We start from the raw sequence: 11,561 nt of genomic DNA on the forward strand, positions 1-11,561 counted from the left end.
GCACAAGGCGCCGCTTCCGACCGGCTTTCGGGGCGGAGCGATGACGGCTTGCGTGGACACGGGCTTGCAAACGCGGGCGGCGCGGCCTATTAGCGCGCCGTCTTCCGACATCGGAAATCTACTATTCGCCCTCCCGGACTTGATCCGGGGCGGCGGCGAACCCATTCCCGGAGAAGACGCAACACGTTCAGCAAGGACACGCCGCCGACATGGCAGAAAAATCCCGCAAGACCTCACCCGCCGAATTCATCGGCCAGGTCCGTGCCGAGGGCCGCAAGATCGTCTGGCCGACGCGCGAGGAGACGGTCAAGACGGCGATTTTCGTGTTCATCATGATGCTGATCCTCTCGGTGTTCTTCCTCGGCATCGATTCGATTTTCAGTGCAATCGTCGGCTGGCTGCTCACGCTCGCCTGAGCCACTTCAAACAGGGTAATCCATGGCACGCTGGTACATCATCCACGCCTATTCCGGCTTCGAGAACAAGGTTCGCGATGCGATCATCGCCGAAGCGGACCGGCTGGGCCTGTCCGACGGGGTCGAGCAGGTCGAGGTCCCGACCGAGACGGTCACCGAGATCAAGCGCGGCAAGAAGGTGCAGACCGAACGCAAGTTCATGCCCGGCTATGTGCTGGCCAAGCTGAACATGACCGACGACGTCTATCACCTCGTCAAGAACACCCCCAAGGTCACCGGCTTCCTGGGCACCAACAGCAAGCCCCAGGCGATCAGCGAGAAAGAGGCCGCGCGCTATTTCGGCGGCGTGGAAGAGGCCAAGGCCGCGCCCAAGAAGCAGGTCAGCGTCGATTACGAGATCGGCGATCAGGTCAAGGTGCTGGACGGGCCCTTCGCCAGCTTCAACGGGCTGGTCGAGGAACTCGATTTCGACAAGCAGAAGGTCAAGGTCAGCGTTTCGATCTTCGGCCGCGCCACTCCGGTGGAGCTGGACTTCGAACAGGTCGAACTCGTCAAGTAATTCCGCTCAGCGCCGGCAGGCCGCCGGCGTCTCGCTCGATAACCGCAGGCCGGCCTGGCTCGCAGTCCGGGAGCTGAAGCCCTGCGGGCGGCAGCGCCTGAGCTGAAAGCGGACTCGCCGCTCGCGAAAATCGAGCGAGACTTTGCGGAAGGCCTCCATGACATCGGTGCCCAGCAGCATCGCCGGCTTCTTCGTCAGTCCGAATGCCTCGAACGGGGGAACATCCGCGAACGCGATCGGCACGTCGCGCAGGATGATACCGCCTATCCTGAGCTCGCGCACCCTCGCTACCTCCAGTTCGAACGTGGCGCCGGTAACCCCGGTGACGGCCACCTTCTCGAACTTGTCGGAATTGCGGCGACGAAGCTTCTCGCGCATCGCCATGTTTCCGATCGACAGTTCGGAGCCGGTGTCGATCACCACGTCCAGCCGACGCGAATCGGCATGCGCGTTGGTCAGGATGAGCTGACCCTTGCGCAGGCGCGCCGAAACCACGATTACATCGCCATCCATCGGCGCGACACTGCGACCGTCGTCTATGCTGATGACGCGCTTCTCGAAATCGAGCATCAGCCGCTGTTCCACCAGCGCATCCAGCCCCACAATGCCCTGTGCGCCGAGATGGCGTTCGTCGAGAACGGGAAGCTGAAGATCGAAGATGCGGGTCGGGCCGAGCGCCAGCTCGTCCACCAGCACGCGGTCGACATAGACCGGCTTGGCGATGGAATTGAGGATGGCCCGCTGGCCCGCCGCGAGCCCGAGCGTCGAGGCCAGACCGTACCCGACCACGGAGGAATCCGCTCCGCTGTCCACCACGAAGCGATAGGGCCCCTGTCCGTTGATCGTTACCGGCACGGTCATGCGGCTCCTGACCTTCGTACCTTCGATCTCGGTGCCGCCGATGGCCAGCGTGTCGTCAACCGATGCAGGGGGAAGCCAGGGCATGCGGGCGTCGGCCTTGTCCACGGCCGCATCAGGGCTGGCGGGTCCTGCCTCGGACGCAAGGGTCTGTCCTGCGCTCAGGGCCAAGGGCAGGGCCAGCGCCGCGATCGCTCGCATGCCGCCCCTGCAGGGCGATCTGTATCCTCTCATGGTTAGGCACCATACGCCAATTGCCGCGCGGCACCAAAACTCGCGGCGTGGCGTGCGACCCTATTTTCTGTCCTACATGGATAATTGCTGCCAGTTTCGGCTCCGCCAGGCGCTTGCGAATTCCCCGGCCCGGCTGGTGGAGCGCGGAGCGCAGTTTTGCTAAAGAGACAGTGCGGACTCGATTTTACTCGCTAAACCATAGGAACTAAAGCATAAAAGTGGTTACTCGAGTTTTGTAAAACGGGGCGGTCTGCGGTCCATGTCTCGCTTCCGCCTGGATCGCGAGGTCCCCGAATCGCTTGCATTTTTGCCGCGCGCCGCTATGTGCGCGCCTTCCCAAGCGACAGCATCGGGATTCATTGCGGGAGGCTGGCCCCCAGGCAAGCCGCTCGACCGCTTACCATGAGCCGTCGTCCGAAAGGGCGCGGCGACAGTGAGAAAGGAGGCCAGCCATGGCCAAGAAAGTAACCGGGCAGATCAAGCTGCAGGTGCCCGCCGGCACCGCCAATCCCAGCCCGCCGATCGGCCCCGCGCTGGGTCAGCGCGGCGTCAACATCATGGAATTCTGCAAGGCGTTCAACGCGGCGACCGACAGCCTGGAAAAGGGCATGCCGATCCCCACGATCATCACCGTCTATGCCGACCGTTCCTTCACCTTTACCACCAAGACCCCGCCCGCGACCTTCCTCATCAAGAAGGCCGCCAAGCTGAAGTCGGGTTCGAAGGAGCCGGGCAAGGTTTCCGCCGGATCGATCAAGCGCAGCCAGTTGAGCGAGATCGCCGAAATGAAGATGGCCGACCTCAACGCGAACGATATCGAACAGGCGACCAAGATCATCGAGGGCTCCGCGCGCTCGATGGGCCTCGAAGTGACGGAGGGCTGATCCGATGGCCAAGCAGACCAAGAAGCAGAAGGTCCTCGCAGACCTGGACCGCGAGAAGCTCTACACCGTCGAAGAGGCGCTGGGCGCCCTGCGCGAGCACAAGAGCAAGTTCGATGAGACGATCGAGGTCGCGATGAACCTCGGCGTCGATCCGCGTCACGCCGACCAGATGGTCCGCGGCATGGTGTCGCTGCCTTCGGGCACCGGCAAGGACGTGAAGGTCGCGGTCTTCGCGCGCGGCGACAATGCCGACAAGGCGCTGGCCGCGGGAGCCGACAAGGTCGGCGCCGAAGATCTCATGGAAGACATGCAGAACGGCAACCTCGACTATGACCGCGTGATCGCGACGCCCGACATGATGGGCGTCGTCGGCCGTCTGGGTAAGGTGCTGGGCCCCAAGGGCCTGATGCCGAACCCCAAGCTGGGCACCGTGACCCCGAACGTGGAACAGGCCGTGAAGGACGCCAAGGGCGGCCAGGTCGAATTCCGCGTGGAGAAGCAGGGCATCATCCATTCGGGCATCGGCAAGATGTCGTTTTCCGACGATGCGCTGAAGGCGAACTTCAAGGCGCTCACCGATGCGGTGGTGAAGTCTAAGCCCTCGGGCGCGAAGGGCAAGTATGTCCGCAAGGTGACTCTCACCAGCTCGATGGGCCCTGGGCTGAAGCTCGACCTTGCAGAGGTGGAAGGCGCCTAACGCCCCTTTCAGTCCTCAACGAGATCCCAAGGGGTCGGCGGGCACACCGCCGGCCCCTTTTTCTTAACTAACGGTAATATCATTAAGGTTTGAGAGCTCGATATTGTCCCGTATCGGGGCAAACATTTCGCCTATCGATCATTTCATTCGCTTGACCGTTGTTACAGTTTGCGACAATTGCATAAATGTCTGCGGACGGGATCGATTCGGCCCATTGGGGGCTATAATCGTTTAGGGGTTAACAACATGAAGATGGTCAAGGGTCTCGCAAGCGCGATTGCGCTCGCTTCGGGTGCGGTTGCCGTGCCTGCCAATGCACTTACGTTCGTTCTTACCGATACGGGTGGCACCGCTATCGGGACCCAGGCTCGCCAGGGGTTCGAAATTGCGGCTAGCTATTGGTCGAGGGTGTTTACCGACAATGTGACGGTGAACCTCAACATCGGTTTCAACACACTTGGTACTGGCATTCTCGGGTCGACCGGAAGCACCCGCTCGCTTCTGTCGATGAATCAGGGCTACGCCGCTCTTGCTGCCGATGCGACGAGCACATTCGACTTCTCCTCGGTCGCAAGTCTGCAGCCGCTTGGCGTTAGCAATGTGAGCCCCGCTTTCGGTGCGGTAACCTTCACAGCTAACGACCTCCGCCGCAACGGGACGGGCACTGTGATCGGCTACACCGACACCGCGACACGCATCGACAATGACGGAAGTGTCAACAACTCGACCCTCGCCATTACGAAAGCGAGTGCGAAGGCTCTCGGTCTCAGGACCGATGTCAACGGTAACACCATCGATTATGGTTCTTCGGACGGTTCGGTAACCTTCAGCGATGCATTCAGCTTCGACTTCGATCCGACCGACGGCATCGATGCCAATTCTTTCGACTTCATCGGTGTGGCCATTCACGAGATCGGTCACGCTCTCGGCTTCGTGAGCGGCGTCGATAGCTATGACTCGTACACGGCGCCTGGCGGTTCCAACACGCGCAGTGGCGCGCTGGAAGGCTTCGTGGTCAATAGCCAGCTGGACCTGTTCCGCTATGGCTCCGCGGGTCGACTCGACTGGTCCACGCAGAGCGACGTCTATTTTTCGGTAGACGGCGGAAGGAGCCAGGTATTCGGCGAATCCTGGATGTCCACCGGACGTTTCAATGGCGACGGCCGTCAGGCTTCGCACTTTCGTGACAGCCCAGCGGGGCAGGATCAGCTCGGCGTGATGGATCCCACCTCGGGTCGCGGCCAGATGCAGGAAATCACCGGGCTCGACCTCGCGGCTTTCGACGTGATCGGTTGGAACCTGCGCGGTGATACTGCCGGCATGGGAGGCTATCGCGTTACGACTGCTCAGGTCTACAGCTCGTACTTCGCAGCCGTGCCTGAACCTGCCGTGTGGGTGCAGCTCATCCTAGGCTTCGGCGTGATCGGCGGGTCGCTCCGCTATCGCCGCAGGCTGACGACCCGCTTCGCGTAAACTGCTCGCCGAAACGGCTTCGGCGGTTTCGGACAGACCATAGGACCCCCGGTGACGTGGCGCAGGCCCGTCACCGGGGGTTTCTGCTCAAGGCTTCCGGATTCTCGCGCCTGCTCCCTCACGGCATCGCATCGCCTGCGCGCCGCCCTTGCCTCAAATACGCTGAAGGCTAGAAGCGCGGTGAGGAGAGAGAACTTTATGCGTACCATCGATCATTTCATTGCCGGCGGCAGCGGGGGCGGGGCGGGTTTCCGCACGCACAAGATCTGGAATCCGTCCACCGGCGAAGTTCAGGCGGAGGTTGCACTAGGTGATGCCGCCTTGCTCGATCGCGCGGTCGCGGCGGCGAAGAAGGTCCAGCCCGAATGGGCCGTCACCAATCCGCAGCGGCGCGCGCGGGTGATGTTCGCGTTCAAGGAACTGGTCGAGAAGCACAAGCAGGAACTGGCCGAACTGCTTTCCAGCGAGCATGGCAAGGTGGTGGACGACGCGCATGGCGATGTTCAACGCGGGCTGGAAGTCATCGAATACGCCTGCGGCATACCTCAGGTTCTCAAGGGCGAATACACGCTCGGCGCGGGACCGGGGATCGACGTCTATTCGATGCGGCAGCCGATCGGAATCGGTGTAGGTATTACGCCGTTCAACTTTCCAGCGATGATCCCGATGTGGATGTTTGGGATGGCGATCGCGGCGGGCAATGCCTTCATCCTGAAGCCCAGCGAGCGCGATCCGTCCGTTCCGGTGCGCCTGGCCGAATTGTTCCTGGAAGCCGGCGCGCCCGAGGGGCTCCTTCAGGTGGTTCATGGCGACAAGCAGATGGTCGATGCCATCCTCGATCATCCCGATATCGCCGGCATCAGCTTCGTCGGATCGAGCGACATCGCGCATTACGTCTACAAACGCGGGGTCGAGAACGGCAAGCGTGTGCAGGCCATGGGCGGGGCGAAGAACCATGGCGTCGTGATGCCCGATGCCGATCTGGACCAGGTGGTGAACGATCTGGCGGGCGCCGCATTCGGTTCGGCCGGCGAACGCTGCATGGCTCTGCCGGTGGTGGTCCCGGTGGGTGAGGACACTGCAGATCGCCTGCGGGACAAGCTGATCCCCGCGATCAACGCGCTGCGCGTGGGTGTCTCGACGGACAAGGATGCGCACTACGGCCCGGTCGTCACGCCCGAGCACAAGGCGCGGATCGAACAATGGATCGACACGGCCGAAAGCGAGGGGGCCGAGGTCGTGGTGGATGGTCGCGGATTTACCCTCCAGGGGCACGAGAACGGCTTCTTCGTCGGACCGACTCTGCTCGATCGGGTCACCACGGACATGGAAAGCTACAAGGAAGAAATCTTCGGCCCCGTGCTTCAGATCGTACGCGCCAAGGATTTCGAGGAAGCAGTGCGCCTCCCGTCCGAGCACCAGTACGGCAACGGCGTGGCCATCTTCACCCGCAACGGCCATGCCGCGCGCGAATTCGCCAGCCGGGTGGAGGTAGGCATGGTCGGCGTGAACGTGCCGATCCCGGTGCCGGTCAGCTATCACAGCTTCGGCGGGTGGAAGCGCAGCGCCTTTGGCGACACCAACCAGTACGGCACCGAAGGGCTGAAGTTCTGGACCAAGGTGAAGACCGTCACCCAGCGCTGGCCCGATGGCGGTGGCGACGGCTCCAACGCCTTCGTCATCCCGACCATGGGATAGATCTAACCCGATGGTCGGCGTGTCCGAAGATCAGGTCGCAGAGTGGCAGGCGGCTGTGGGTCGCCAGTCTACTGAAGTGCAGCGCCTGGATGCGGCTGCATTGACACGCTACGCGCGGGCGGTGGGCGTCGATGACGATGCCATGGCGCCGCTCGCGCATTGGGCGTTTTTCCTGCCTTGTCCGCGAGACGGTGAGATCGGTGAAGACGGTCATCCGCGGCGCGGCGGTTTCCTGCCCGCGATCACCCTCCCGCGCCGTATGTTCGCCGCATCGACTGCGGAGTTCCTGCGGCCCCTGCTGGTTGGCGAGGAAGCGGAGCAGACCAGCACGATCTTGAGCGTAACCCACAAGTCGGGAAGCACGGGCGAGCTCGTTTTCGTCGAGGTCGAGCGGGTTATCGCGCAGTCCGGCGAGCCTCTGCTGCGGGAAACCCAGACCTATGTCTACCGGGAGGTCGGGTCGCCTCCGCCCATGCCGCAGCCTCTCGCCTCGCCGCCCGAGGGCGAGGCGTGGTGCCCGTCGGAGGTCAATCTGTTCAGATTTTCGGCGGCGACCTTCAACGGCCACCGCATCCATTACGACGCGCCTTACGCGCGCGACGTCGAAGGATATCCGGCCCTCGTCGTGCACGGCCCCTTCACCGCTGCCCGCCTCGCTTCGCTCGCTATGCGCGAAGGGCCTCTTAGGGGCTTCACGTTCCGCGCGCGCGCGCCCCTGTTTCTCGGCCAGACGATTTATTTTCGTGCGGGAGGGGAAGGCGTGTTCGAGGCTGTCCGCTGTGACGGGGCGGTCGCCATGACGGCGACCGCGACCCACTGAACACATCTCTGATTCCGGCAGGTCACGCGTAATCGGGTTCGTCCCACCACGGATAGAAATCCGGCATGTCCCCGCTCACGGTGTCGGGATAGTTCGGCGGACGTTTCTGGAGGAAGCTTTCTATACCCTCCTTCGCGTCGGCGCTCTTGCTGAGGCGGTAGATGGCCCTGCTGTCGATACGGTGCGCCATCATGGGGTGCTGCGTGGGAGAAAGGCGCCACAGCATGGCCCGGGTCATCGCCACCGAGACGGCCGAGGTGTTGTCCGCGATTTCCATCGCAATGTCACGCGCTGCGCCCAGCAGGTCCGCCTGGGGGTGAAGCGAGCGGATCAGCCCGCGATCGCGCGCTTCCGCCGCATCGAAGATCCGTCCGGTCATGCACCATTCCAGGGCCGTCTGCATGCCGACGAGGCGGGGCAGGAACCAGCTGGAGGCCGCCTCCGGCGCGATGCCCCGGCGTGCGAAGACGAAACCGAAACGCGCGCTATCGGCTGCCAGCCGGATATCGAATGGCAGCTGCATCGTGGCGCCCACGCCCACCGCCACGCCATTGCACGCGCCGATCAGCGGCTTGGTGGAATTGAACAGCCGCAGGGTCAGTCGCCCCCCGCTGTCCCGGACGATTTCCGATGACAATTCGGCGCCGCTTCCTTCGCTGGAGAACACCTGACCCCCGCCCTCCGGCGTCAGGTCGGCGCCGGCGCAAAAGGCGCGGTCTCCCGAACCCGTGACGATCACGGCCCGGACGCCGTCTTCGGCGTCGGTGATGTCCAGGGCTTCGATCATTTCCTGCATCATGACGCGGGTAAAGGCATTCATCTTCTCGGGACGGTTCAGCGTAATGGTGGCCACCGTCCCCGATATCTCGAGCGTGATCTGAGTGAAGTCTGGCATTGAATCATCTCCCGGGCAGTGTCTGGGGACCATGGAGTTTCACACTGGGCTTGACCACATCGAGAGGCCAGGCACTCCCCGGGATCGAGGTGGGGCTTGCCCTGGCTTTGGGGGGTTTTCAGTGAGCAGATTGCCTGTACGACGGGCCCAGGAGCGCGTCGTGCGGGCCGATGGCCCGGTGCGGAAAGGGGTGCGTGTTGTGGAGCAGGAGCAGACGACGATGAGCGATAGGGCAAACCAGACCGAATGGGTTCGCAAGCCCTCCGGCGCCGCCCATGGCAGCAATTGCAATGCGGCCGACTACGACCGGCTGTACGCGCAAAGCATCGGGGAGCCCGAAAGCTTCTGGGCCGATCAGGCGAAACGGCTCGACTGGATCGAGACCCCGACGAAAATCGCCGGTTGGAGCTTCGACCCGGTCGATATCCGGTGGTTCGAGGACGGCAAGCTCAACATATGCCACAACGCTGTCGACAGGCATGTAGAGGCTGGCAGGGGCCAGGATACTGCCCTGATCTTCGAACCCGACAGCCCGGATGGCGAAACCAGGCACATCACCTACGCCCAGCTCCAGGCGGAGGTCATCAGGATGGCCAATGTGCTCAAGAAGGTCGGCGTGGAGAAGGGCGATCGCGTAACGATCTATATGCCGATGATCCCCGAAGGCGCGTTCGCAATGTTGGCCTGCGCGCGGATCGGCGCGGTTCATTCCGTCATTTTCGGTGGGTTCTCTCCCGATGCGATCGCCGGCCGAGTGGCGGATTGCAAGAGCGACTGGATCGTCACCGCGGACGAGGGTCTGCGGGGTGCGAAGACCGTGCCGCTGAAGACAAACATCGACGAGGCGCTGCAAAAGGTTTCCGCCAAGGCGGTTGTCGTGGTGCGCCACACCGGTGGCGAAGTCCCCATGACCGAAGGGCGCGATCACTGGTATCACGAGCTTTGCAAGGACGTCGAGCCGACCTGTCCCTGCGAACCGATGCAAGCGGAAGACCCCTTGTTCATACTCTACACTTCCGGTTCCACGGGAAGTCCGAAGGGCGTGCTGCATACGACGGGCGGCTATGCCGTCTGGACGGAAACGACCTTTCGCTATGTGTTCGATTATCGGCCCGGCGAGGTGTACTGGTGCACCGCCGATATCGGCTGGGTCACCGGGCACAGTTACATCGTCTACGGACCGCTGCTGAACGGGGCGACTGCCCTGATGTTCGAAGGCGTTCCGAATTACCCCGACCATGATCGGTTCTGGGCGGTGTGCGAAAAGCACAAGGTCAATATCTTCTATACCGCACCAACGGCGATCCGCGCCCTGATGCGGGAGGGCGAGGGCCATGTCGCGAAGCACGATCTATCCTCGCTGCGCTTGCTTGGTTCGGTTGGCGAACCCATCAATCCCGAAGCCTGGCGCTGGTATCACGACCATGTCGGGGGCGGCACCGTCCCCATCGTCGATACCTGGTGGCAGACCGAAACGGGCGGGGTGATGATAACGACGCTGCCCGGTGCACACGACATGAAACCGGGAAGCGCGGGCCGGCCTTTTTTCGGCGTTTGCCCGCAACTGGTGGACAACGATGGCGCTGTTCTGGAAGGGGCGGCCGAAGGCAATCTGTGCATCACACGCAGCTGGCCGGGTCAGGCGCGCACGGTGTATGGTGACCATGACCGGTTCGTGCAGACCTATTTCAGCACCTATCCGGGCAAATACTTCACTGGTGACGGCTGTCGGCGCGATGCGGACGGCTATTACTGGATCACCGGGCGGGTCGATGACGTGATTAACGTATCCGGCCACCGGATGGGCACGGCGGAGGTGGAAAGCGCGCTGGTTCTGCATCCTGCAGTCAGCGAGGCCGCGGTGGTTGGCTATCCTCACGATATCAAGGGTCAGGGCATCTACTGCTATGTCACCCTCAAGGCTGAAAAGGAGCCGTCGGACGCGCTCGCAGCCGAGCTGAGGCAATGGGTCCGCAAGGAAATCGGCCCGATCGCCACGCCGGATCATCTGCACTTCACGCCGGTGCTGCCCAAGACCCGATCCGGAAAGATCATGCGCAGGATCTTGCGGAAGATCGCGGAGAATGATTTCGGTTCGCTCGGCGACACCTCCACGCTCGCGGACCCCGGAGTGGTGGACGCGCTGATAGAAGGGCGGCAGAATCGCTAGGATCGAGCGAATATTGCAGGCGGAAGATGGCAAGCATCCCTGAACATCCGGACTGCACGCTTTCAGAAGCGATGGCGGCCATCCTGCTGGAAGCGGCATCCGAGGCGGTCCTTCCGCGTTTTCAGCGTTTGACGGCGCGGGAGGTAGAGGAGAAATCGCCGGGAGAATTGGTTACGATCGCCGATCGGGAGGCCGAGCGAATCATCGCCCGCGGCCTCGCACCCCTTTACCCCGATGCGCGCTTCGTCGGTGAAGAGATCTGTGCGCAGGATCCGTCCCTTCTGGAAAATCTCGATGAAGGTGCAGTCTGGATCGTCGATCCGATTGACGGGACTGGCAATTACGCAGCCGGTCGAACGCCCTTCGCATTGATGGCCGCCTTGCTGGTGGACGGAGAGATCCTGGCTTCTGCCATTTTGGACCCCGTGGCAGGCCGGGTGGCACGTGCCGAACGGGTCGCCGGCGCCTTCCTGGATGGACAGCGGCTAACGGCAACGGTCACCGCGCCGGACATCGGTGCGTTGAAAGGTATCGTAAGCGGGTTCGCGCGTCCCCGGGACATGGAAGATCGCGTTACGGCGCTGACGGACCGCGTTGCGGAAGTGGCACCCACCAAGCGCTGCGCGGGGCATGAATATCCTCTCGTCGCCACGGGCGCTTTCGACTTCGCGCTATACTGGCGCACGCTTGTCTGGGATCACGCAGCCGGGGTACTGTTACTGAGGGAATCAGGCGGCGTCGCGGCGCATATCGACGGCACACCTTATCATCCGGGCCGCTCGGGCGGCGGCTTGCTGATTGCCCGCAATCAGGCGATCTGGAACGCGGTCGCCGCCGTACTGAGGCAGTGACTTTGC

The 11,561-nt window shown here is 62.8% G+C and carries 10 protein-coding genes and 2 pseudogenes; 10 read left to right on the top strand and 2 right to left on the bottom strand.

Annotation, left to right across the window (positions count from 1 at the left end):
- Positions 1-209: 209 nt before the first annotated feature.
- Both secE and nusG read left to right on the top strand, forming a co-directional pair.
- Positions 210-416, top strand: a complete 207-nt coding sequence (gene secE, locus ACFDTG_RS01045) for a preprotein translocase subunit SecE (protein ID WP_375289221.1) — start codon at positions 210-212, stop codon at positions 414-416.
- 22 nt (positions 417-438) lie between these two features.
- Positions 439-975 (top strand): transcription termination/antitermination protein NusG, encoded by a 537-nt coding sequence (gene nusG, locus ACFDTG_RS01050; protein WP_375289222.1) that lies wholly within the window; start codon positions 439-441, stop codon positions 973-975.
- A gap of 6 nt (positions 976-981) precedes the next feature.
- On the opposite strand, the gene ACFDTG_RS01055 is transcribed toward nusG, so the two are convergent.
- Positions 982-2,034 (bottom strand): retroviral-like aspartic protease family protein, encoded by a 1,053-nt coding sequence (locus ACFDTG_RS01055; RefSeq protein ID WP_375289223.1) that lies wholly within the window; start codon positions 2,032-2,034, stop codon positions 982-984.
- Between the two features lie 485 nt (positions 2,035-2,519).
- Here ACFDTG_RS01055 and rplK point away from each other — a divergent pair, with 485 nt between their 5' ends.
- The 6 genes and pseudogenes from rplK (at position 2,520) to ACFDTG_RS01085 (ending at position 7,639) form a co-directional block, all read left to right on the top strand.
- Positions 2,520-2,951, top strand: coding sequence for a 50S ribosomal protein L11 (gene rplK / locus ACFDTG_RS01060; RefSeq protein WP_375289224.1), 432 nt, complete (start codon positions 2,520-2,522; stop codon positions 2,949-2,951).
- A 4-nt stretch (positions 2,952-2,955) separates the two neighbouring features.
- Positions 2,956-3,648 (top strand): 50S ribosomal protein L1, encoded by a 693-nt coding sequence (gene rplA / locus ACFDTG_RS01065; RefSeq protein ID WP_375289225.1) that lies wholly within the window; start codon positions 2,956-2,958, stop codon positions 3,646-3,648.
- A gap of 252 nt (positions 3,649-3,900) precedes the next feature.
- Positions 3,901-4,935: pseudogene (locus ACFDTG_RS01070) on the top strand (NF038122 family metalloprotease); the annotation flags it as partial.
- Between the two features lie 81 nt (positions 4,936-5,016).
- Positions 5,017-5,121 (top strand): annotated as a pseudogene (locus tag ACFDTG_RS01075) (PEPxxWA-CTERM sorting domain-containing protein); the annotation flags it as partial.
- Positions 5,122-5,319: 198 nt separating this feature from the next.
- Positions 5,320-6,819, top strand: a complete 1,500-nt coding sequence (locus ACFDTG_RS01080) for a CoA-acylating methylmalonate-semialdehyde dehydrogenase (protein WP_375289226.1) — start codon at positions 5,320-5,322, stop codon at positions 6,817-6,819.
- 10 nt (positions 6,820-6,829) lie between these two features.
- The gene (locus ACFDTG_RS01085; RefSeq protein WP_375289227.1) at positions 6,830-7,639 is read left to right on the top strand and encodes a MaoC family dehydratase N-terminal domain-containing protein; all 810 of its coding nucleotides are present in this window, start codon (positions 6,830-6,832) and stop codon (positions 7,637-7,639) included.
- 22 nt (positions 7,640-7,661) lie between these two features.
- On the opposite strand, the gene ACFDTG_RS01090 is transcribed toward ACFDTG_RS01085, so the two are convergent.
- Positions 7,662-8,534, bottom strand: a complete 873-nt coding sequence (locus ACFDTG_RS01090; RefSeq protein ID WP_375289228.1) for a crotonase/enoyl-CoA hydratase family protein — start codon at positions 8,532-8,534, stop codon at positions 7,662-7,664.
- Positions 8,535-8,754: 220 nt separating this feature from the next.
- On the opposite strand from ACFDTG_RS01090, the gene acs reads away from it, so the two are divergent.
- Complete coding sequence (gene acs, locus ACFDTG_RS01095; protein WP_375289229.1) at positions 8,755-10,704, top strand: acetate--CoA ligase; 1,950 nt, start codon at positions 8,755-8,757, stop codon at positions 10,702-10,704.
- A 26-nt stretch (positions 10,705-10,730) separates the two neighbouring features.
- Complete coding sequence (locus tag ACFDTG_RS01100; RefSeq protein ID WP_375289230.1) at positions 10,731-11,555, top strand: inositol monophosphatase family protein; 825 nt, start codon at positions 10,731-10,733, stop codon at positions 11,553-11,555.
- Positions 11,556-11,561 lie beyond the last annotated feature (6 nt).

Source organism: Qipengyuania sp. (genome assembly GCF_042095715.1).
In the GTDB taxonomy this organism is placed as follows: domain Bacteria; phylum Pseudomonadota; class Alphaproteobacteria; order Sphingomonadales; family Sphingomonadaceae; genus Qipengyuania.